Here is a 24,341-nt window from a genome sequence, read left to right as displayed (position 1 = left end):
TTTTATGTAAGGGTTTTAATCCCTGATGTTTCTCTTTGAAGAGAGAAAAAGTTTACAGCCTATCCAAACTAAGATAGATTATTACTAATTTTGCATACTTAATCTAAATTAGAATCCATACAGAAAAAGTATTGAATGATAGAACGTATATATATTCTTGAAAGTGTTGATCCGGTAATTTTCTATGGGGTAAACAACTCCAATATGCAGTTGATCAAAACACTTTTCCCCAAACTACGCATCGTAGCGCGAGGAAATGTGATGAAAGTGATCGGAGAAGAGGATGAGTCGGAAACTTTTCTGAAAAAGATCCGTGAACTGGAAAAATACTGCGAAGAATATAATTCGCTGACAGAGGAGGTAATTTTGGATATTGTAAAAGGAAAAACTCCGGTGACAGTCAAACAGGAAAATCTGATCATTCATGGCATGAATGGCAAACCGATTACGGCTCGGACAGAGAATCAACAATTGTTGGTAAAAACATTCGACAACAATGACCTGGTTTTTGCGATCGGCCCGGCCGGAACAGGAAAAACGTTTATCGCTATCGCATTGGCAGTAAGAGCATTAAAAAACAAAGAGGTTCGAAAAATTATCCTGAGTCGTCCCGCCGTTGAAGCCGGAGAAAAACTGGGATTTCTCCCGGGAGAGATGAAAGACAAACTGGATCCGTACCTGCAACCATTGTATGATGCACTACAGGATATGATTCCACCGGCTAAACTAAAGGAATATATGGAAAACAATGTGATCCAGATCGCACCTTTAGCCTATATGCGCGGACGCACATTAAACGATGCGGTGATCATTTTAGATGAGGCTCAAAATACGACAACCCATCAGATTAAGATGTTTCTTACCCGATTGGGGACAAATGCCAAAATGATAATAACAGGCGACGTCACTCAGATCGACCTCCCGCCTTCGGCCACTTCAGGTCTTGTACAGGCATTGAATATTCTGAATGGAGTTCCCGGTATTGGAAAGATCGAGTTCAACAAAAAAGATATCGTTCGTCACAAACTTGTGCAACGCATTGTAGAAGCGTATGATAAGTTTGACAAACAACGCAAAAAAGAGAGAGAAGAAAAAACGATAACTCATAAAACAGACAAGGAATGAAAAAGGCTTTAACACGTACTGATTTTAATTTCCCCGGACAACAAAGTGTTTATCACGGTAAAGTGCGGGATGTATATACGATCAACGATGATCTGTTGGTCATGGTAGCCACCGACCGCATCTCGGCATTCGATGTCGTATTACCTCAGGGTATTCCCTATAAAGGGCAAATGCTGAACCAGATCGCAGCAAAATTCCTGGATGCGACTACAGATATTTGTCCCAACTGGAAAATGAGTACACCCGACCCCATGGTTACGGCAGGGGTACAATGTACCGGTTTCCCTGTTGAGATGATTGTACGTGGTTATCTCTGTGGCAGCGCTTGGCGTGCTTACAAAAGCGGAGTTCGCGAAATATGCGGAGTCACAATTCCTGATGGTATGCGTGAAAACGAACGTTTCCCTGAGCCGATCATAACCCCTACCACCAAAGCGGAAATCGGAGAACACGACCAGGATATTTCACGCGAAGAAATTCTAAGCCAGGGATTAGTCTCTGAAGATGATTACAATTTATTGGAGAAATACACCATGGCTTTATTCAAGCGCGGAACTGAAATAGCAGCCGAACGGGGCTTGATACTGGTAGATACCAAATATGAATTCGGTCACCGGGATGGTAAAATTTATCTGATCGATGAGATCCATACACCCGATTCTTCGCGCTACTTCTATCAGGAAGGATATGAAGAGCGTTTAGGCAAAGGTGAACCACAAAAACAACTCTCGAAAGAATTTGTACGCGAATGGCTGATGGAAAATAATTTCCAGGGAAAAGCCGGACAGGTCGTACCGGAAATGACTCCGCAGATCGTAGAAAGTATCAGTGAAAGATACATTGAACTGTACGAGCATATTACCGGAGAAGCTTTTGTAAAGGAAGATACCGACAGCTTGTTGTCGCGTATAGAGATGAATGTAACAAACTATCTGAAACAGCGATAATACGAGAGTTATAAGATATGGCTAAATACGGTTCGGAAAACATACTCCCTTATAATGAGACCGAGCAGAAAGGGAAACAGGTGCAACGCATGTTTGACTCCATTGCAGGAGCGTATGATCAGCTGAACCATACACTTTCTTTGGGTTTTGATAAAGGATGGCGCAAAAAAGGGATTAACTGGTTGAAACCATATAATCCTCAGACTATACTGGATATCGCCACTGGCACCGGTGACCTGGCCATAGCGATGTGTAAAGCATTAAATCCGGCCTTGATCATCGGTGCTGATATTTCCGAAGGAATGATGCAAATCGGCCAACAAAAAGTAGATGCTGCCGGTTATTCCAAGCAAATCCGGTTTGAGGTACAAGACTCACTGGCGTTGACCTACGCCGATCACTCGTTTGATGCGGTGACGGCTGCATTCGGGATCAGAAACTACGAAGATATAGCCCAAGGACTCTCTGAAATGTACCGGGTATTGAAACCTGGAGGACACATGATGATCTTGGAATTAACGACACCGGAGTATTTCCCGATGAAACAGTTATACCGCATCTATTCCCAGACAGTCATTCCCACTATCGGTAGATTGTATGCCAAAGAAAAAAATGCTTATAGCTACCTGCCGGCCTCTATCAGAGAGTTTCCGCAAGGAAAAACCATGACAGAGTTGCTCGCGCGGCAAGGGTTTAAAGAAACACAGGTACAGACATTTACTTTCGGTGTCTGTTCAATGTATACAGGAACAAAAGAATAAACAGATATGGACAAATACGGTTTAATCGGTTACCCACTGGGGCATTCATTTTCAAAAACATTTTTCAATCAGAAATTTACAAACGAAAGTATTGATGCAGAATATGTTAATTTTGAGATCAGTGATGTCAAACAGTTGAAGAATGTCTTAAAGGATAATCCTCAATTGTGTGGACTTAATGTGACCTTACCTTACAAAACACAGATAATCCCTCTGTTGGATGACATTGACGAAGATGCCCGTTTGATTGGTGCGGTCAATGTGATCAAATTTACCAAAGGGTTATTTGGTAAAATCAAACTGAAAGGGTACAATTCGGATATCATCGGATTTAAACAGTCCATTGAACCGTTACTGAACGAATCACACCGGAAAGCGCTTATATTGGGAACAGGTGGTGCTTCGCGAGCTGTATTCCAGGGACTAAAACAGTTGGGCATCGGCTCTACGCTGGTATCACGCACGCCCGGTAATAGTACGATTACTTACGACGAAATCACTCCCCAAATCATGGAACAATATACGGTGATTGTGAATACAACACCGGTAGGTATGTTCCCACATGTGGATGAATGTCCCAATATACCTTATGAACAACTGACTCCCAACCATTTATCATACGATTTGCTCTATAATCCGGATGAGACCCTTTTTATGAAAAAAGGAAAAGAGAAAGGTGCAGTTGTTAAAAATGGATTGGAGATGTTATTGCTGCAAGCTTTTGCTGCTTGGGAAATCTGGCAGCAATGATATGGTTCGGTTTTATCGCTCCGTATTTTTTCTCAACGCCTCATTGATTACTTTGTTTTTAGCGATAGTCGCTTGGAACTCTTTCAAGTAAAAAGGTTCGAAATAAGCGGTATCCACAAAAGAGGATTCACCATAGGCCTTTTCAGCTAACGCCACCATATTGACAGCTAATGGATGAACATCGTCTATAAAAACTGCATGAGGAGAATGAATGACCGTTTGACATTTCGTCGAACCGTTTCCGAAAAAATAAACTTTTCCTTTATGGAGATACGTGATATAGGTTGTTTCATCGACGATATCCGCAGCTGTCTCACGTAACAAGACAAGTTCTTTATCATAAATAGCAGCGTATACCTCCATACGTCGGGCATCCAGCATCGCACAATAACATGCATCCGGATCATCTGTTTTCTGAATAGCTGTTGCGGCCAACAACTCCAAGGTAGGTACCGCAATTAAGGGAATCCCGTAACCAAAACACAAACCTTTTGCCAAGGATACGCCAATGCGAAGTCCGGTATAAGAACCTGGACCACTGCTGACAGCAACCGCATCCAATTTTATGTTCTCCGCCTCCAGCTGTTGCAATGCTTCTTCCACAAATACACCCAACAATGCAGCATGTGAAGGTCCATCAAAAGAGACTTTATTATACAGAATCCGACTATTTAATGAAAGCGCGACAGAACAAACTGTTGTCGATGTTTCGATATGTAAAACACAAGGCATAGTTTAATTGACAATTGATAATTGACAACTGACAATTTATGGCTGCCAATAGTCAATGGATAATTAGACGAACAAAAGTACAAAAACAAATTCAATGGAATGGAAGTATCAGCGGAATAACGTACATTTGTGCAAATTTGAGTAAGATGATACAATCAATGACCGGGTTCGGCAAGGTTACAACCGAACTCCCTTCCAAAAAAGTAACGATTGAAATAAAAGCACTGAATAGTAAACAACTGGATCTATCGACACGTTTTCCTTCTGTATATAAAGAGAAGGAAATGGAAATACGTAGTTTGTTGCTTCAAACACTCGAAAGAGGCAAGGTCGAGTTTAATATGCATATCGAATATATCGGAAAAGATATACCCACACAAATCAATCGTGCAGCTGTTGAAAGCTATTACAATCAGATTAAGTCTATCGCTGATGATATACAGATCGGCCTACCTGCCGATTGGTTTCAAACCATTTTACGCTTGCCGGATACCATCAAATCGGAATTTGCCGAGATCGATGAAAATGAATGGAATACAATTCTCTCAACGATAAAAAAGACCATTCAACAATTACAGGAGTTCCGGACGCAGGAGGGCAAAATGCTCTATCAACTCTTTGAGCAGAAGATCGGTAATATCCATAAACTGACGGAGCAGATCGGTGAATATGAAGTCGAACGTATTGAGAAGATTAAAGCACGTATTATCGATAATCTGGAGAAAGTAGCTGAAAAAGACTACGACAAAAATCGTTTCGAACAAGAGATGATTTATTACATTGAGAAACTGGATATAAACGAAGAGAAAACGCGCTTAGACAATCATCTCAAGTACTTTATCAGCACCATAAAAGAGGGACACGGACAAGGGAAAAAACTGGGATTTATCGCTCAGGAGATCGGACGCGAAATCAACACATTGGGTTCTAAAAGCAATCATGCCGAGATGCAAAAGCTTGTCGTACAGATGAAAGACGAACTGGAGCAGATCAAAGAGCAAATACTAAACGTACTTTAAAGAATGATGAATGGTTAATGATGAATGACATATTGTCAATCGGTTCAACCATTCATCATTAACCATTAATAATTAATAATTAGTCTCATGGTTTCCGGTAAACTAATCATATTTTCGGCCCCTTCGGGCTCTGGGAAATCTACTATTATCAACTACTTGCTTCAGCAGGGACTGAATCTGCATTTTTCGATCTCCGCTACAAGTCGTGCGCCGAGAGGAGAAGAACGTGACGGAGTGGAATATTATTTTCTTTCACCGGAAGAATTCAGAAAGAGGATAGCAGCCGGAGATTTCCTGGAATATGAAGAGGTATATACCGATAAGTTCTACGGCACATTGAAGTCGGAAGTTAATCGCCTGTTGGAAAACGGACAGAATGTAGTATTTGACGTGGATGTTGTGGGAGGTTGCAATATTAAAAAATATTATGGCGAACAGGCACTCTCCGTTTTTATAGAACCTCCGCATATCGATGAACTCCGGCGACGATTGGAGGCACGTGCGACAGATTCTCCGGAGGTGATTGAATATAGACTCAAAAAAGCGGAATACGAATTAAGTTTCAAACCGCAATTCGACGTTGTGGTGGTCAATGATGATTTGGATAAAGCCAAGGCAGAAACATTAGAAATCGTTAAACATTTTCTGGATCAATGATTAAAACGGGCATATTCTCCGGTTCTTTCAATCCGATTCATATCGGTCATTTGGCGCTCGCTAATTGGATTTGCGAATATGAAGAGTTGGATGAGATCTGGTTTATGGTGACTCCTCAAAATCCATTGAAACAGAAAAATAAACTATTGGATGATAAACAACGACTGGAAATGACGGAAAAAGCGATTGGCAATTATCCGAAGTTTAAAGTCTGCGATTTCGAGTTTTCGCTTCCTCGCCCATCCTACACAATAGATACCTTACAAGCTTTAGATAAGGAGTACCCCGATCACCGGTTCTCTTTCATTATGGGAGCCGATAACTGGCGAATGATCAAACAGTGGAAAGAGGCGGAACTTCTCTTGAAGAACTATCCGATCCTTATTTATCCAAGAAAAAATTACGACTGTATCATTCCGGAAGAATATACGACTGTTCGTTTTATGAATGATGCGCCGGAAATAGAAGTCTCTTCTACGTTTATACGTCAAGCTGCGATAGAGGAAAAAAGGGATATCCGCTTTTTTCTACCGGAAGCTATCCGGGATTATTTTATCCCGACTTGTGAGATTTAGAGGTTTATACATAAAAAACAGGCCTTCCGACAGTCATATACGGAAGGCCTGTTTTTATATTCTAAACTGATCTTAAAGTTTAATTTTCGGTTTATACATATCCTGAGGAGTCAGTCCCAACTCTTTCTTCATACGGATACTATATGATAAGTCACTTACTTCCGGTTTTACATTATTTGATCCGAATGTTAATTTTACTCCTGCTGCTTTCGCTTTCATCAGAATCGCTTTATTCGGAATATCATAAAGTTCATTGATCTCAAGTGCTTTTCCACTCTTTACCAAAGCGTCAATAAAACGGTTCATACGAGCTTCTGTCCAGAACTCATCATAACGGTCGCTCATCTGATCGGGCAGGTAACAAGGATTCACATAAATATCAGCCGGCTCCTGTAAAACGTCGACAATCTTATCAATCAGCAAATCCATATATTTCTGCTCATCTTCGATAAATGTTTCAGCAGCAAGCCAGATGCGAGAACGACGTCCCTTAGGATCTGTAAACGTTAATGCATCAGTAAATACATAATCGAATTCATCCCGGGCAGCCTGTGAGAAGGTGGTGATCCATTCACGTCCCTCAGCCTGCATAGCCATAATAAACGGTTGCGCACGCATAGTATCTAAAAAGTTATAGATATCTTTATCATTGGTGACCGGGAATCCGATTCCACAATTCGGAGCAATCGCATAATTGATACCTGTTTTACGGGACTGTGCGGCTGCAACTTCTTTATTTAACCCTCCTTTTAAATGTACATGATAATCCAATACCGGGAAATCCTCCTGATGCAACTTGATGATTTCGTCTTTTTGTTCATCATTCGCTTGAGCCAACTGCGCATTTAGATCGATACTACCCGGATCCAACACTTCGACTTGGATGTTTCTGAACTGAATATCACCGCTTCCTGTATTGACCAAAGCAAAAGTCCCGTCAGACAAAAGTGTGTTTGTATTCGGAGCGATGCGATAAGGAGCTGCCGGTTCGATATAATCAACGATAAGCTGATCATTCACTTTGACAGTCACTTCTTTTCCTGCTACACGAATATCCATTTTAAACCAGTCGTTATCCTTGACAAAACTCTTTGTCAGATTTCGTACCGACAACAGACTACCTGTCATTTTCCACCAGATCGGATCACTGTGATTATTATTTATCGCCACTCCATACCCTTTATTCAACAAAGGATCTGTATGAAACCAAACAACGCCTTTGGCTCCTGGAGTCGTTCGTAATTCAAGACTAAGGTCAAAATTTTTATATTTTCCGTTTTTCAATACCGCCTCTGCTCCCGAACCGGATAAAGTCAACGCATTGTCTTTGACTACAACGTTGCCTTTTGTATTCCAATTACTATTATCCTGTCCGTTAAACAATTGGCCACTGCCAGAAGAAGAACAAGATAAAATGAATGGGAATAATAGTCCCATCAAAAGAATTGATAAATTTTTCATAAGAATTTGTTTTACATATATTAGATTTAATTTCCAAATATAGTTATTTTTTAGACATACGTTAGAATTCCGTTTTTATTGTACAATAGCCTTTTCCGTTTTTTGCCGCTGACGAGTGGTTACTGTAACCAACACGACTTGCTGACTAATCGACGTGTTAAATGAAATAGAACTCTGTTCAATGGCATGTTTGTTATAAATTAATCGGCCATTCAAGGTATGTATTTTCACAGACTCTATCGGATCGTCGACTGAACTACTCACCATAATCCAGCCGTTATAGGTCGTAATACGTATATCCGAATCCGGAGTCTCACCCTCTTCTTCCTTCTCTCCTATTCGCAGAAATAGTCTCCCCTGCACAGAGCCGGTCTGATTATCGAATGTATACTCTGGGATATCCCTCATATTCTGCAGCGTTCCAGTAAAAGTATCTTCCAGATAAATATCTTGAGAAATATCCAACGTTTCCATACCTGATAAGCGAAGAGTCAGTTTGCCTTTAACATCAGTACGAATTCCCAACTCGATAGGTTCTGACAAATCACCCAACGTTCGAATAGAAGCCGCTTTTCCGTCCAGTAACGCATACAAAACAGCGGGTTCGGTATTCTCTTCCGAGAACAGTGTCCACATGTCTTTACGTGCGTGATAACTGTTCTCCTCTAACGGATTGTATTGCAGACGAACATGACTGTGCGACACCTGATCCCGCAATACATCCACCCGCAATAGTGCATTTTCCACACTTCCGGAGCGCAAGGTTATATTGGACGTTGTCTTTGACATTGTGAAGTCGAATTGAAGCGTGGAGATCTGTCCTGTTTTCTCTACAATAAAGGATTGCATCGGTGCGATGAGATTCGGATCGTTCGAAAAGGCTCCCGGCTTATAGGCTTCAAATGTATTATTAGCTGTCCATATATAATAGCCACCTGTTATAGCCGGATTAGCGGTCTTAAATTGATCGAAATCGAGATGCGACATAAAAGGATTACCCAACAGGGCTGTTTTATAACTGCCTTGATCATCTTTTACAATCGTAGTAAAACCTGTGGTTTCGGCAGTCGGCAGATTATTTTCTATCTGTATAAGCCTTTCATAGGTGAACCGTCCCATACTATCACGATTCAACGTCGTTGTATTGCCCAGATGAACACCATGGTAGTTCCAGATTGCATAACTGGCACTATCCTTAGGGAAACGGAACGGTTGGAGTTCGGCAGCCGTATCCTCTCCGTCATAAACTCCAATAGCATATCCCAGACCCGGATACAGATCTTCGGTTAGCGTATTGAAAGGATTCGAGAAATCGCCTGTCACTTCTACCGGTGTGTCTCCTGTCTGTGGGTTGGTTGTATTGTATTTCATCATATAGACTGCCGGATTCTGTCGCCTCACATTTCCTTCCACAAAATAATCTCCGGAATACATCGCACGGAGCGGAGCCGCAACGGTGTACCAACGACTTGGTTTCACATCGAGGTCTACACGAGCAAATTTATAATTCAAATAATTTGTACGAGCCACTCCGCCTCCCATCTTAAAGGTGATGGTATCACAAGCCGGACGAAGAGAAAAAAGTCCATTATTCTGCCCTTCTTTCTGTAAATTCAAATTTGACTGATTATTGATATAGTTATTTTCAATGTTCAATGAATCTACCGTTGGTTTGATTAATAATGGATAATGGTCTAACAGAGTCGTTGTTTCTACATCAATCGCCTCATTGGGTATGATCACATTTGTACAGTAGCCCGGCACACCATTATTCCAGTTGCGAAAATCGTTCCAGTTATTTGGATCTCCTTTGCCGGTCCAAGTGGTTTCCTTGGGGAATAAAACAAACTCATGCAGAGATGCTTCGGTACATCCCACAGAATTACTGGCTGTCAACGAGACTGTATAGTATCCGGGGGCATAGTCGGCCAACTTTAATTTCAGCGTTTTTGCTGTCGTATCAGCGACTGCAAGCGCATCAACCATCCAGGTATAACTTGCATAGGGCTTGTTGTCAGTCACCTGCGTATCTTGATTGATAAAGGTTACAAACCCATCTTCATCCACATCCGAATAACAAAAAGCAGTCTTATTATTCACTAATGAGGGAGCCGGGATATTGTCTACAGAAGCGGCAAAAATCAATTGACGAGGCTCTGAAACAGCCATACAGGCATAATTTGGAGTACCATCAAAGACTCCTAGCTGTCCCACGACTAAACGATAATGTCCATTATTGACTGCAGTAAAATGTTCGATCACGAAATGTGATTTTTCAGTAGTAATCACTCCGGAGGTCACACTTCCATTAGAGCCGGCAATAACTTGCCAAGGACCATCTTTACCTGTCGAACTGAACTCCCATCGATACTCCAGATTATTCCCTAAAGTGCCATCGTCAGTATAGGTACCCTCCAGGATAGCTATCCCTTCTTCTGCCCCACAGACGTGACCGTTTACAGACGGTACGAGGGTTACCGGAGGAATGACCAGATAAATCTCTATATCATCCATCAATACGTCGTTTCCCCCACCGGTACCAAAGTTATTATTAACCACCTCCATGGTTATACTCGTTACATCTTCCGGTACAAAAAATCTGAATCCGAATTGTCTCCAATTATTTCCTTCGCCATCGACCATATTACCAGAAATAAATTCGGATAATACCTCACCGGTATCTGAGTTTGTCAATATGAATTTAAGATTGACCTTCTCCAGTCCATTCCAGTTTACAAAGCTGGTAAACCATCCGGTAACAACCAATTCAATATTGCGACACGCACCCAGATTAGTTAATTGATGCGTATAGAAATGCCCTGGGGTTGCAGAAGCGTTCACTGCCACTAAATAGCCATGTTCTTCATTGGACTGGCCTTCGTAAAAATGGTCTTGTATTGTTGCCCAACCACCACTTTCACCTCCCGGACTTACCTTCGTAATCATATAACCACCTTCCGGTAAATTTCCGTCGTCTACAGTATACTGTACGTAGTCTATTGTAATGTTTTCAAGTGGGGTTGGTTTTATCTTCGGATCGCCGGGATCTGTTCCTCCAAAACTCTCTCTATGTATACGACGAGCATTTGCAGGGGAGACAACAGCCTCTAAACTACCACACAAATAACCCGGCATCAAAGAGTATTCGATTCTTTCTGTATCAGGAAAAGGAACGCCATAGCTATCGCAGATTTCTAACCAATACGTTCTTTCTTTAAACTCTCCTTTCGTATTTCTTTCATTCTGAACAGATATGGTATGTGTCTTTCCGTCAGAGATTAATATAGGGTCTTGAACTTCTTGCTCTGAAGAATATATCTGACTTGGATCATACTCATCCAGATCCTCCAGTTCATCTTCCGCCCCCCCATCTTTACTGGTGTACCATTTATATGTAATCCCAAGTATTTCAGGTGCCTCCATACGGATCAGTGAAGGTAAATAACCAGGTTCACCTAAGCTAACCATTCCCGGAAGATACTTTTCACCACTTCCTCGGTAATATGAAGCCTGACTATCTGTCATATTATCCGGGCATACGAAATAGGTTTTCGAATCAGATACTTCTTGCGGAATGAATTTAACCACATCAGAATATGCAGATTCATCATTATCTCCAGTCACCATAAAACGGTAATAGATCGTATTTTCAATGGGTTTTGTTGTATAATTGGTCGTAAAATTAGCATTCGAATGAGTGCCCGTGGCTCCGGTTCCGCTGCTATTGACCCATATCCCGCTTTCAGTACGTTCCTGCCATTGATAAGTAAGCGTTCCAGTTAGATCACCACACGCATAAGAGCCTGTAAGTGTTTCTTCCTGACCGTATAATACGTTGATTTGCGTCTCTGTAGGTCTAAGTATCTGTACCGCACTTAATGTTCTTACTTCAATATCATCCATTGCAAAAGCCTTACCCCAGTCCCAATCTCCTTCTGCAAGTATAGAAAGTGTAGCTGAAGATGCTCCTTGCGGTACAAAAAAGTCAAACCCGTACTGTTTCCATGGCGCATTATGTCCTCCTTCGATCTTTCCGGTTGTATATTCCTCTGTCTCTCCATTGTTAAAACTCACAAGGAATTTAAAATTCTGTGTCGTATTGCTATTTGTTTCCAGATCGGCGATCCAGGCCTTAAACGACAGTTTTGAGCCGGCACATAGGTCAGAAAGATTCGTCTTATAAAATTGCATACTTTCATCATCTAATGCTTTTCTGGCATGAACCTGTAGGAAGTAACCATTCCCACAACCAGAATGATCTGTTACATCCGTATACCACTCAGTCGTAATTTCTTCAGGATTTTCTCCATTTGTCCAGTAATTCAGATAGACCTGATTCGTAATTATATAATACCCACTTCCAGGGTTAGGTCTTACTGTTCCTGCATCTGCATTCACATACTCATATCCCGGAATCTCATAGAAATTGTCTGCTTTATAGATAAAATTCTGTTCGGAGTCACAACCTCCAAAATCTTCTCTAAGCAGATAATCGGTATCCCGGAACAGTTGAACAGGTGATGAAGCTATTGCTCCGGCAAAATTTGTATGATCACCCTTTGTAATCAAAACCCTGTAATAATAACCATCTTCCACAGATGATATATTCGTTGCAAAAGTACCACTAATCCCTGTTGCTGTACCATCAAATGTTGTTATATCTGTCCAGTCATTAACTCCGTCAACACTCTTTTGCCACCGGTAGTTGATGGTAGAACTGACATATTGATAATTGACCGAAAAGGTCGCATTCATACCAACACTACTCCCCGATGAAGGCGAAGTAATGGTGACATAGGAGTTATAATCAGTAAGGAGAATATCATCCAGGCCAAGCCATAAATTATTACCAACGGAGGATATGCGTATTGTAATGGTACTGCCGGAATAATTGGAGGGGATGTAAAACAATAATTTTCTTTCTTCCCAATTATCACCAACCTTAAACTCAGCAAAATCAGTCACAGTTTCTGAAGCGTTTTCCACCTCCAATTTAAATTGATAAGGAAGTTCATCGACCCTCCCCCAAAGAGCTACCTGCCATGAACTGAAAGTAAAGCTTTTTCCCAACATATCCGAAGTAACCGGAATAGTCGCTTCATAAACTGTCTTCTCCGAATTTGTCAGGTTCACAGAGTACATAAAATATCCTTTTGAATTGTCGCCGGGGAAAGTGTGGTCGTCAAAGCCTCCTTTGCCGTTTCCACTTCCGTATCCCCATATCCATTCATCACCCGGATAACCAGGAATGGGCAACTGCCATCCGGCCAGTTTTGTGATGGCATATGTGGCCGCTCCTTTAACATCCAGTTCAATTGGCCTTTGACCATAAGCATTTTCAACTTTATCCGCGCTACCTCCAGAGTCATCGGATTGTCCATAATTAAAATCTGTTATTATGGAAGGCTGAGTGCCCGGCTTAATCCACCAGTCACCCGAAGCACCGGAGATATCTGTTTGGTCGGTAGAAATCCAATTCCCTCCAAAGTCTTCTTTAAACAGATAATCGGTATCCCGGAACAGTTGAACAGGTGTTGAAGCCATTGCTCCGGCAAAATTTGTATGACCACCCTTTGTAATCAATACCCTGTAATAGAAACCATCTTCTACTGAAAATATGTTTGCAAAAAAAGTACCACTAACTCCTGTTGCTGTACCATCTGACGCTGTTATATCTGTCCAGTCATTAACTCCATCAACACTCTTTTGCCACCTGTAGTTGATGGTAGAACTGACATATTGATAATCGACCGAAAAGGTTGCATTCAAACCAACACTACTTCCCGATGAAGGCGAAGTAATAGTGACATAGGAGTCGTAATCCGTAAGGGTAATATCATCCAGACCAAGCCATAAATTATCTCCTTGAGAGGATATACGGATGGTTATAGTACTGCCGGAATAATCGGTGGGGATGTAAAACAACAATTTTCTTTCTTCCCAATCATCACTGACCTCAAACTCAGCGAAATCAGTTACACTTGCTGATGTATTTTCTACTTCCAACTTGAATTGATATGGAAATGCATCTGCTCTCCCCCAAAGGGCTACCTGCCATGCACTGAAGGAATAACTTTTACCCAGCATATCCGAGGTAACTGGAATAGTCGCTTCATAAACCGTCTTCACCGTATTTTCGCGGTTCACGGAGTACATAAAATATCCTTTTGAATTATCTCCCGGGAAAGTGTGGTCGTCAAAGCCTCCTTTGCCTCCTCCTTCTCCGTCTCCCCATTTCCATTTATCACCTTCTGCGTAACCAGGAAGGGGTAACTTCCAACCTGCCAGTTTTGTGATAGCATACGTTGCTGATCCGTCTACATCCAATTTAATCGGCCTTTGTCCGTAGGATACTTCTGCTTTATCCCTGCTGTCTGAGGTATTATCGGGCGACCCGTAATTAAAATCCGTTATTATAGAAGGCTGAGCGCCCGGCTTAACCCACCAGTCACCCGAAGCACCGGAGATATCTGTTTGGTCGGTAGAGATCCAATTCCCTCCAAAGTCTTCCTTAAACAGATATTCGTCCGAGATATATTCTACCGTTATGACATCCGAATAGAAAACATCACTACCACCAGCAGTAACAACCAGCCTGTAATTGACATATCCTTCCGTATCTTCCGCAGCAGGAGTGAAGTTTGCTGTAAAAGAAGTCGCGTTTCCCGATCCTGTTGCATTCACACCGGTAGCTTCAACCCATGAACTGCCGTTGTATTTCTGCCATACATAGGTGTAGGCTGCATCTCCCAACGGATTATAATATTCCGCCTGAAAAGGAGAAGAAACCTGCGTATTCACCTGTGTATTAGCAGCTAATGAAGCAGGAGAAGTAATATGTATCGCCTTTTGGGTTACTGCAATATCATCTATCCCAAACTTGTGGGAGTTATCACCATATCCGTACTTATCCCTTATACTGAAAATAAGTTCTCCATCCTGTGTGGCCGTAACCGTATAAGACCAGAATATCCATCCTCCACCCGAATTATAAAAGAGGTCCGAAGTTTTTGTTTCACCCCCAATACCCGTTCCGGTGGCTTGTATTTCAAAATTGTATCCACCATCTACATCATCATAATAAACGCCAAATTGAACAGTCTGTCCTTTTTTTACAGCAGGGACAGTCACAGAATAGATTTTTTTCGGGTCGGTACCAGCCTCTTTCACAGCAAAAAGATAATACCCACTTCCGTTATGACCCGGATGAGAATAACCATGTCCAACCAGGTCAGAATTTTGAGTAATAATACATTCTCCGACATTAGAGGCCATAGGCACAGCTGTAGCGTATGTAAAATCATAGAAATTTCCGATTCCCGGATTTGGCAATATGTAACCATCGCTAAACTCAGGTCTCTCAAAATCTTCTTTGAAAATGGTGACTAATGTTGCGTTCTGTGCGGCTAATTGTTCGTTTATTAATAATAAACCAAATAAGAATATGATGATTCTTATTTGCTTCAAGTAAATTGTATTTGTTATCATTTTATTCATAATCATATCGATTGTTTAGAATATGATAGACTGATTCCTGATCAGAAAGTTTGAACTGCTTTTTGTTTCCGGCAACGCAGACCGTGTAGCTGGTTCTATAAACTCAGAGGTCGGTTCCGGCAGGACAGGCGCTCCGATAGAGATTATATTTTCCACATTCAGTTTATACCAGTTGTTACGTACCACCCCAAAACGTCCGTACTTTCCAGCACCTCCTGCCTCGGCTACTGAAAAATGTTCGATCGGCACCTCGTAATAGATTTCGCCGTTTTTATAGAATGATAGATTGGTTGATTGTGCGGGGCCTTCATTTTTCCAATCGGAGAAATCAAAGTCCGGATTATCGGTTTTAAACTGTTGGATAGCCTCCAGGATACCATCTCGAAGATAGATATGGATATGTTCTGTGGTGGATGCAGAGGCGTATATCGCCACATCTTCCGGGCGAAGAATAAAGAACGTAGAGTTGTCTCTGTTATAGTTGTTGTATTTATAGTCATTGATCTCCGTACTTCCCCCTTTGAATACGAAAAAATCGCCAATCGGTGCAGGGGAGACCGGGTTTTGATCAGTCGTACTTTCGCCAAATTGTTCTCTTTTAAGAACCGCTTTAAAAACAACCCGGGTTACGACATCTCTTTTTTGCTCACTTTGACTCATGGTGTTTTCGGGTATATACATCGGCTGAGTATCTCCTTTGTCCCATGACCAGTACTTATAGTATTTGTATCCGGGAAGTTGCGGATATAGTTTCTTTGCTGTACTACCCTCAGCACCCGGAATTAAATCATTACTTGATATATAATTGAAATTCGCGTTTAGGTTGGACGAACCCGACCCTGATATACCGGAGAAATTGGGATCTTCGGCATAAAAATTTTCCCTGTCGAGATGGCCTTGTTCTTCCAGAACAACACCTCCGGCTTTGTAGGTAAGTTGTCTGAGCCAGTTGCTTTTTTTATTGACAATATCGGCCTCCCAGCTTAGGTCGGTCGCTACCATGTAACGTACCCGGTCGGCCACAAGTCCCAAGCCGTCGTAAGTATGAAGATACGGTTTGGCACTACACTTTTTGGTCTTACGGTCAAACGTACCGTTGCAACCATGTACCGGACATTGGGTGCAGTCTTCCGGAATATCATAATCATCTCCCCAGGGAGCAGCCGATTGGTTGTTGTAATCCAACAACATCACAAACCGTCCGTAGGGAGCTACAGCGGTAGAGCGGGTATCAGAAATACCTGTATAGTTGCATTCGAGTTTTGCGGCAACACGTTCCAAACTGATGTAAGCCGGGTTGATCTCTGCTTTTTCCTCGGTGTCATAGAAATATTTCGCATTTAATCTCACAGGGCCTTGGGAATTCAACATCAGGAAATAAGCCGCCTCTTTGTACGAATTCGCACCTTCACCTACCGTCCGGTAACGGTACATATCAGAAGTATCAAAAGGAGCATCAAGTTCGCTAAATAAATCTCCTTTCTCCGTTTTTGCTTTGATAACATCGTTGGGATTAATCAGAACAAGCATCTCATAGTTGCCCCTTTCGAATGTACGGGCTCTCGTTTGAATAAGGATTCTTTTTCCGTCAGTTGCCCAAATATAGACATCGTCACCCGTAACTTTGATATTATCGTTATCAGGTTCCAGTTGTATATTCAAATCCAGGCTATACTTAACAACCCCTCCTTCATAGAGCACCATTCTTACTCCCTCAATCAGAACTTCTGCAACGCTTCCTCTGTTTACTCCTTCATAGCTTCTTGTGTACATATAATCATCGGGCAGAGGTATTCGCATGGCCAACGAAAAGATATCCCCGGTACCGTTATGGGTACCATCTCCGGGCATATTTTCGGGGTCAATTATAGAGGCCTCAGTGCAAGAGAAAAGCCACAAGGCTAATCCCAGCATTAGAAACACACGATATATACACTGCTTCATTACTCTTTCTAAAAATTAATCGTTTGACATAACCCGACACGGTTCAAGCAAACCTGATTTCTGTACTTGCTGTAACAAACGTTCTTTCATATTCTGATAAAACGAAGACCTACACTGAATAAGATTCATACAATCTATCGGAAAAGAAGAGGCATCAGAAACCTCTTTTTTTAAAACACACAGAGACACTCATAATCTCTGTGTGTTTTTAATAGTTCGTTTAGAGCCCTATTCCCTGACCACGTTCTATCCAAGGAAGGATCGTAAATTCAACAGACAACCAAGATTCTTCTTTATCATCCGGATCAGGTCTGTCTGTCGGTATTTCAGCAGTACCATAACTCTTGATACTGTTCAGTGACAGATTATACCAGTTATTACGAACAACACCATAACGGCCATAAGCCATAGCGTCAGCTTGAAGATCATCACTGAAGTGACGGATAGGAACATAGTAATAATTAGGTGCATCTTCAGCAAAGAAACGAACGGTTCCGTTCGATTTAATAACATCTTTTGATTTACTAGGAGCAGCTGTATATTCATTAAAATCTTCAGTCCCTTTCATGCCCTCTAAAATACCAGGCAAAGCAATAATACCGGCATTTGCAGCCTCTGCGATTAAAACTTTCCATGTTTTACCACTAGCACTAGTAATCGTTTGTGCATCACTAGAATATGCTAAATGAATCTCCTGTATATCTCTAAGAGTAAAGGCCATATTACGGAATAAGAAGTACTGATCGCCTGCATTTAAAGTTTCTCCAAAAAACGTTTTTTTAGGAGTAATTACCGCAGATATCAACACACAGGTCGTGACATCCTCCCATTGCTCTAACGCAGCCATTGTATTTTCCGTAACATATGCGTAAGTATCTTCATTGACCGGATCAGTAGATGTTGTTGGAGCTAAAGCAAGCGTAGCAGTTCCGGTTTTATAAATAAACTCATCAGTTAATGGATCCGTAAGAGTCGTATTACGGCTATGGCTGAAATCATCCCAGTTAGGATCTTTGGCATACATATATATACGATTTGCTGCTGTTGCAACTTCGGTCGTTGTTCCTACAACAGTTCCACTTGGAGCATCAAGCATTTCTGCCGGATTTCTCATCCAGAATGTTTTTTTGTTAATAACATCTACATCCCACTTAATTTCTCCAATAGTCGCACCCAGCGACGCTGAAGCAGTGGCAAGATTACTAGCTACACCCAAAGTAACTTTAGCTACCGCACGTTCAACATTTAATTTGACCGGAGCAACCTCAGCTTCAGCTTCGGTATCATAAATGTCACTTTCAAGTACATCCACCAAGCCAGCAAAATTACTCATCAGGAAATTGTCTCTTTTTGTTTTTCCCATGGTCAGTTGGTCTACAGTTACCGAAGCTGCAGCTGTCATAGCTCCTAATGTCTGATCTAATGCCGTAACAGCATCCAAGGCAGCAGGAGGATTAATAAATACAGCTAATTTATAATTTGCTTTTACAACCTCTTGTGCTTTTGTTCTATAGGTTGTAGCACTCGATCCCGGAGAAATACTGTGCATATCACCACCTGGCGCGCCCGGAGTACCTATCTCTGTCAATTTAATATGATACTTAACTTTACTCGAAGCAGGAGTAGCACCATCATATAAAACAATAAGAGCCGAGTCTACATTATTTTCATCTGCAGTTCCATAATGAAGGCTACCTTCGGCTTTTGTCATGCCACGCACACTACTATTGATCAATGCAAGAGAAACATAACCTATTTCGCCTTCCGTTTTACCCTTGTCCACAATATCATCGGAATCATCCGAACAGGAAGTAAAGATTAACCCTACTGTCAAAGTTGCCAAAACAACTTTCTTGAAATAATTTTTTTTCATAACTCAATTTTTAATTGTTAAACTATTTATTACTCATATTTTTTATCAATCAATATCCTGAAAGCGGAGAATCCACTCATTAATCGAAATCTGAACCGCCAACCAGTTCCCCTTTTTACCGGGAGTCCCGGGATCTTCGGAATCATCTTTCAGATAGTTCAGGAAGATCAGGATCGAATAGGTGTCTTCCCGATCCAGGTACTCCTGAAAAGGTAAGTTGGAGAATTCTAAGAGCCGAAGGGCATTCAGATATTTCATCAAAGGGATATCCAATATCACCTTGCCAGACGATTTACTGGAGATACGAAGCGTATTCACCCGTCCGTCATTCATCAACCGCAGTGAGTTCATTTCGGCAATAGCGCCCGACTCGGCATCGTTGGCTGTATAATAAGGAAGATAAGTGATTTCGCGATCGGTCGGATCAAGTACCCTGTTCTGATGATCGTACCAACCATCTGCAGACAATAGACGGATATCAAAATCATTGACATCAATAGATATGGTATCACTCATACTCTGTAGAACAACCCGGAATCGCTTCGTATCTTTCATCAACGATACCGTATAACTCTTTTCTTCCGTATCGGCAAAGGTCACATCAGACAGCTGACCGTGCCAAAGAGGTTCTAATTCCGAACGACGCTCTACAAGTTGCTTCTCATAATCACGCACCTTGAGTTGAAATTCTTCCAAAGTGGAACTACCGGGAATTAAATCAGGAAACGTATAGGAATCAGGATCAAGACCGGCCCATACCATAATATCATAACTCTGCCCAAGCCATTCTTCGGGCACTTGTATCGTATAATTCTCGGGGAACGATTGCTGAGTCTGCTTCACCTCACGTATCAACACCCCAGTCTCGGCATCGAACATAAAAATACTCAGGAAGGTAACCTGACGGTGAAACTGATCGACATATTCTATATTATAATCATATACGATCTTTAGGTAGTTAGGGCAAGGTTCACCCCCGTCTTTTACACATGAAGATCCGAATAACAGAATCCCGGTAAGTATCGGAAATAAGAATATTCGTGTTATTTTTAGCATCATTATTGTATTTATCGTTTATCCAATCGGCTCGTTTAAGACAACCTTATTGGTATTTATTTATTTTTTGTTCAACTGTTCAAGATTATGAAGTGCCTGGGTATTTCCGGCTTGAATAGCGCGTTGGAAGTATTGGCGAGCCAGATCGACTTCTTGGCATTGTGCATAAGCAACTCCCAGGTTGTTCCAGGCCTCGGGAGTTTCAACTCCGATAAGGCGTTCGATAGCGCGCTCAGCCGAACCGGTCTCAATCTCCATAGCAGCAGCATTGATTTTGCTTATCTGACTATCCGGGAACATACGAACGGCAATATCAAATACTTCCTTAAACTCTTTGCTCTCTTTCGGGTAACTGTTTGCTACCAGAAACATTTCGTTCAGACTGAGTAATTGAGGACGTGTACGAATGACCTCCCGGGCTTCCTCTACATTAAATGCACGGGCGATATAAGAGACCTTAAACTCATTACGACGAAGCGATGGGAAATATTCATTAAGTAACGTCTTATATACACTCCCCTTTTCCAGAGCCTTGAGCGACTGTTTACGACGAGCAATATCCGATCGATTGTCTATTGCTGCAATAATTGCATGCTTCTGAGATAGGTTTGAAGCATTCTCGACAGCTTCTCTCAAGCCAACCCAGTCTTCTCCACGTCCTTCATAAGTGATGTTGGCATCCCAACGATATTTCTGCTGTAGATAGTCCATAAACGACTTTGCCCGATTCTGAGAAAGGAGCAGATTACTGTCGAAGTTCCCATCCGGAGAAGCATATCCGGTGACTGTACGATGAGTAATCGTCAGATCCCGATCATTCTGTAGCGATTTGACCAGTGCATCGACATCCGCCAATACGGCTGCATTATTTTTATAATTCGGTAATAGTTCGTACCGACCGACTTCATAATTTATACGAGCGACAAATGTTTCACTACGTTCTTTTACCTCTACTTCTGGAACGATATAAGAGACCGTATATACCGGCACATAAACCGGCTGCAAAGGAACGATATCGTTTTTCACCAGTTGTTGATCCTGCACATTTCCACAGTTCACACAACCACTGGCCTCTCCATAGACATACAAATCGGCACCCTGCATCCACTCCTCATTAGGGATTATATATGAAAGAGAGATCGTCTGTGAAGAGCTGTTTTTTCTCTTGACCAAAACTTGTGGGCTTTGTTCGAATACCGGATTATCATAAGCCAAAAGCCGCTGAAGGACTTTATATCGATTTGAGCCGGTAACTACCGCCGGCGCAAGATGATATATTTTTTGGTCTTGAGCGATTATAACCGGAGTAAATACCACCATTCCCTGAGTCGGAAGATGCATCTCATCCAAAACAATATCTAAATTCAGATGAAGGGTATTGCCTTCTTTCTCTGCCCGAAATGCATATTTCACATTTTCAGGATAGACAATATTTCCCGCCGCAACAGGCAATAGAGCGATAAGCGATATGAGTATCAGATATATTTTTTTCATGACAAGAATTTATAAGAAGAATAAAAATGAAACGGCAGCTCGCGTAGGCCCCCAATAATTCTTAGTACCTTGTTCGATATTGCCGCCGCAAGAAGCACAGTTGTACTTATCATAGTGAACCCGCACATAGCCGGCGCCTACAGACAATTCGAGATTCCATCGTTTACTAAGTATCCATTGATAACCGAAAGAGAGGCCTCCTCCATAATAATGACCCTCATACCGATACGCATCCAGATCATCAAAAACGGATAGCGGTAAATTAATCCGTGAAAAATTATACTCTCCACCTAAAGCGTGCACTCCCAGAAAACTGCCATTAAAACGTTCACAGAACCAATACCGGAACTCCGGTTGAACAAGCCAATGCTTCCAGTGCTTCTGATTATCGGGATCATAAAAATTATACCCCCCTCCTATCTCCAATGTCATCTTCTTTCCAATACCGATTTCAAGGGCAAGATTGGGAGTCAATGTCGCCAGGTAAAGTAAATTCGTTTTCAAGGCTATTGATGAAGGCGGATAAATAATATGAGGTGTTTGTGTTGTACGATGCTCTATCAACAAATGACTATTTTGTGTAGATTGTACGGTATATCTCTCCTGGGCTTTCAAGATGCCGGTAGTCATAAGTAAAGCCAAACTTATCATCCCAACGCGAAAACGCACTGGTCTTTTTTCAGTTTTCATTTTTCCTCTAAATAAGTGGATTAAAACAGTATAATTCATCTTCTTTTGTATCAAACCATGTCCCATTCATAAAAAACAGATATTGATATCAAGCAATAAACTGCGATATCGCTAGTCGCACTAATAGAACGGTTTGCTTTGTTATTTGTTTAATCTAAAATGTACCATTCAAAATAGTTCTTTATATGCTTAACTAAATAACAACTTTTCTCTTTGTTTTGTTGTGAAAAATATTTTTTTGTTTTGTTGTGAAAAATGTCATCATCAGACATTTCATGAACAAAAATTGGCAAAGCTAATACTTTTTTTCAGAAGATCTAAGTATTTATCAGAAAATGCAGATGCTTTTTTTCGATTCTGCAGATGAAAAATCAGGGACATCCCAACCTGTTTTCTGTTACACCTACATCCATTTTCTGTTAGAGGTACGTCTAAACAAATTTAGAGGTACGTCTAAATTCTTTTAGAGGTACGTGTAAAACATTTTAGAGGTACCTCTAACAGAAAAGTGATCCGTATGCTACAGGAAAACAGTCTGCATAGAACTGGAAACCCGTTTAAATAAAACGGAGAAGTGGTCTAAATTGGTTTCCATTCCGGATAGTAAGCCGGGAGGTTTTGCCGTATAACATGCTGGAGGTTGAAAAAAACTTTATACGTTTGTCTCAATGGTTGTGGATCGCCAAAAGTCAAAGGCATTGTCATTTTTAAAGATTTTAACAATTTAAACTTACCAACGTAAAAATATAGTTATACTTTTGTGAAAATTCTCAAATAAACTCAATAAAATTAGTGCTATGCAAAACAGACGTGACTTTTTAAAGCAGGCATCTCTCTTGCTTGCCGGTGGTATGGTTGCCCCTCAGTTATTATCTTCTTGTGGCGGTGGAAGTGCTGCAGCAGCAGGAAGTGGCAAACACATTGGTCTTCAACTTTATTCACTTCGTGAAATGGTAAAAGACGACGGAATTCAGAAAGTAATTGAAGCTGTCGCTAAAATGGGATATACTCATGTAGAAACAGCCAGTTATGATAATGGTAAGATTTACGGTATGCAGCCGTCAGAATTCAAGAAATTGGTGAATGACAATGGATTGAAATGTACCAGTGCGCACGTAAACCAGTCGTATTCTAAAGAAAACGAAGCTGAAGTAATGATGTGGTGGGACAAATGTGTTGAAGCTCACAATGAGTTGGGCTGTAAATACATGGTCATGCCAATGCTTACGATCAACAATAATACCACCATGGACGATATGAAAAACTATTGTGATTACCTGACAGCTATCGGTTTGAAAACTGCTGCTGCAAGTATCGCTTTCGGTTATCATAATCACGCCTTCGAATTCGAAACAGTCATCGATGGTAAAATGGTTTATGACATCATGTTGGATACAGTAAGTAAAAATCACGTATTCTTCCAGATGGACGTATATTGGGTAAAAATGGGTGGACAAGATCCTGTTAGATACTTGAAAGAACGTCCTGCTCAGTTCAAGAATATCCACATTAAAGATGAAAAAGAAATCGGAGCAAGTGGCTTCATGGATTTCCAACCGATCTTCGAACAGATGAAAGCCAACAATGTAAAAGACTGGTATGTGGAAGTTGAACAATACACCAACAACAATCCTCAGGAAAGTGTGAAACAAAGTTTCGACTTCCTGGATAAAGCAGCTTATGTTTATTAATTAAACATGCTCATAAAACAAAAAAAGCCGGTTGCGAACCGGCTTTTTTTGTTTCTATCCTCTTCCTTC

At 41.3% G+C, this 24,341-nt stretch carries 16 protein-coding genes; 8 read left to right on the top strand and 8 right to left on the bottom strand.

Translation table 11 applies throughout. The features are described from left to right. The first annotated feature begins 135 nt into the window (after nt 1-135). Genes M2135_RS05245 through M2135_RS05230 form a run of 4 tightly spaced genes read left to right on the top strand, consistent with a single transcriptional unit; the run spans nt 136 to nt 3,583 of the window. Entirely contained in the window at nt 136-1,125 is a 990-nt protein-coding gene (locus M2135_RS05245) for a PhoH family protein (protein ID WP_280747554.1), read from the top strand. Next, nucleotides 1,122-2,072 carry a phosphoribosylaminoimidazolesuccinocarboxamide synthase gene (locus M2135_RS05240; protein WP_280747553.1) on the top strand — a complete coding sequence of 317 codons (951 nt, stop codon included), beginning with the start codon at nt 1,122-1,124 and terminating at the stop codon, nt 2,070-2,072. The genes M2135_RS05245 and M2135_RS05240 overlap by 4 nt, the downstream gene beginning before the upstream one ends. A gap of 17 nt (nt 2,073-2,089) precedes the next feature. Then, on the top strand, nt 2,090-2,833 hold the full coding sequence (gene ubiE, locus M2135_RS05235) for a bifunctional demethylmenaquinone methyltransferase/2-methoxy-6-polyprenyl-1,4-benzoquinol methylase UbiE (protein WP_280747552.1): 744 nt from the start codon (nt 2,090-2,092) through the stop codon (nt 2,831-2,833). A 6-nt stretch (nt 2,834-2,839) separates the two neighbouring features. After that, on the top strand, nt 2,840-3,583 hold the full coding sequence (locus M2135_RS05230; protein ID WP_280747551.1) for a shikimate dehydrogenase: 744 nt from the start codon (nt 2,840-2,842) through the stop codon (nt 3,581-3,583). Nucleotides 3,584-3,595: 12 nt separating this feature from the next. Here the strand turns inward: M2135_RS05230 and tsaB are convergent, their stop codons facing one another. Then, nucleotides 3,596-4,315 (bottom strand): tRNA (adenosine(37)-N6)-threonylcarbamoyltransferase complex dimerization subunit type 1 TsaB, encoded by a 720-nt coding sequence (gene tsaB, locus M2135_RS05225; protein WP_280747550.1) that lies wholly within the window; start codon nt 4,313-4,315, stop codon nt 3,596-3,598. A 146-nt stretch (nt 4,316-4,461) separates the two neighbouring features. Between tsaB and M2135_RS05220 the strand changes: the two genes are divergently transcribed. From M2135_RS05220 to nadD, 3 genes are all read left to right on the top strand, one after another. Beyond that, the gene (locus M2135_RS05220) at nt 4,462-5,334 is read left to right on the top strand and encodes a YicC/YloC family endoribonuclease (protein WP_280747549.1); all 873 of its coding nucleotides are present in this window, start codon (nt 4,462-4,464) and stop codon (nt 5,332-5,334) included. A gap of 87 nt (nt 5,335-5,421) precedes the next feature. Further along, nucleotides 5,422-5,991: a guanylate kinase gene (gene gmk, locus M2135_RS05215; protein ID WP_280747548.1), complete on the top strand. Its 570-nt coding sequence runs from the start codon at nt 5,422-5,424 to the stop codon at nt 5,989-5,991. Then, on the top strand, nt 5,988-6,566 hold the full coding sequence (gene nadD, locus M2135_RS05210; protein ID WP_280747547.1) for a nicotinate (nicotinamide) nucleotide adenylyltransferase: 579 nt from the start codon (nt 5,988-5,990) through the stop codon (nt 6,564-6,566). The genes gmk and nadD overlap by 4 nt, the downstream gene beginning before the upstream one ends. A gap of 72 nt (nt 6,567-6,638) precedes the next feature. Here the strand turns inward: nadD and M2135_RS05205 are convergent, their stop codons facing one another. The 7 genes from M2135_RS05205 to M2135_RS05175 all read right to left on the bottom strand — a co-directional run bounded on the left by M2135_RS05205 (nt 6,639) and on the right by M2135_RS05175 (nt 22,581). After that, complete coding sequence (locus M2135_RS05205) at nt 6,639-8,027, bottom strand: DUF1080 domain-containing protein (protein ID WP_280747546.1); 1,389 nt, start codon at nt 8,025-8,027, stop codon at nt 6,639-6,641. 75 nt (nt 8,028-8,102) lie between these two features. After that, nucleotides 8,103-15,494 carry a hypothetical protein gene (locus M2135_RS05200; RefSeq protein WP_280747545.1) on the bottom strand — a complete coding sequence of 2,464 codons (7,392 nt, stop codon included), beginning with the start codon at nt 15,492-15,494 and terminating at the stop codon, nt 8,103-8,105. Nucleotides 15,495-15,539: 45 nt separating this feature from the next. Continuing rightward, the gene (locus tag M2135_RS05195) at nt 15,540-17,468 is read right to left on the bottom strand and encodes a fimbria major subunit (protein WP_280747544.1); all 1,929 of its coding nucleotides are present in this window, start codon (nt 17,466-17,468) and stop codon (nt 15,540-15,542) included. A gap of 220 nt (nt 17,469-17,688) precedes the next feature. Further along, nucleotides 17,689-19,311: an Mfa1 family fimbria major subunit gene (locus M2135_RS05190; RefSeq protein ID WP_280747543.1), complete on the bottom strand. Its 1,623-nt coding sequence runs from the start codon at nt 19,309-19,311 to the stop codon at nt 17,689-17,691. A gap of 75 nt (nt 19,312-19,386) precedes the next feature. Then, a complete protein-coding gene (locus tag M2135_RS05185) occupies nt 19,387-20,400 on the bottom strand; it encodes a FimB/Mfa2 family fimbrial subunit (protein WP_280747542.1) in 1,014 nt (337 codons plus the stop codon). A 57-nt stretch (nt 20,401-20,457) separates the two neighbouring features. Then, nucleotides 20,458-21,891: a DUF3868 domain-containing protein gene (locus tag M2135_RS05180; protein ID WP_280747541.1), complete on the bottom strand. Its 1,434-nt coding sequence runs from the start codon at nt 21,889-21,891 to the stop codon at nt 20,458-20,460. A gap of 9 nt (nt 21,892-21,900) precedes the next feature. After that, nucleotides 21,901-22,581: a DUF3575 domain-containing protein gene (locus M2135_RS05175; RefSeq protein WP_280747540.1), complete on the bottom strand. Its 681-nt coding sequence runs from the start codon at nt 22,579-22,581 to the stop codon at nt 21,901-21,903. Nucleotides 22,582-23,378: 797 nt separating this feature from the next. On the opposite strand from M2135_RS05175, the gene M2135_RS05170 reads away from it, so the two are divergent. Then, nucleotides 23,379-24,272, top strand: a complete 894-nt coding sequence (locus M2135_RS05170; protein WP_280747539.1) for a sugar phosphate isomerase/epimerase — start codon at nt 23,379-23,381, stop codon at nt 24,270-24,272. The last annotated feature ends 69 nt before the right edge of the window (nt 24,273-24,341 follow it).

Origin of the sequence: Parabacteroides sp. PF5-9 (assembly GCF_029893105.1) — a bacterium.
Lineage (GTDB): Bacteria > Bacteroidota > Bacteroidia > Bacteroidales > Tannerellaceae > JARXWG01.
The sequence above is the reverse complement of the archived record's forward strand: the minus strand, read 5'-3'. Positions and strand labels throughout refer to the sequence as shown.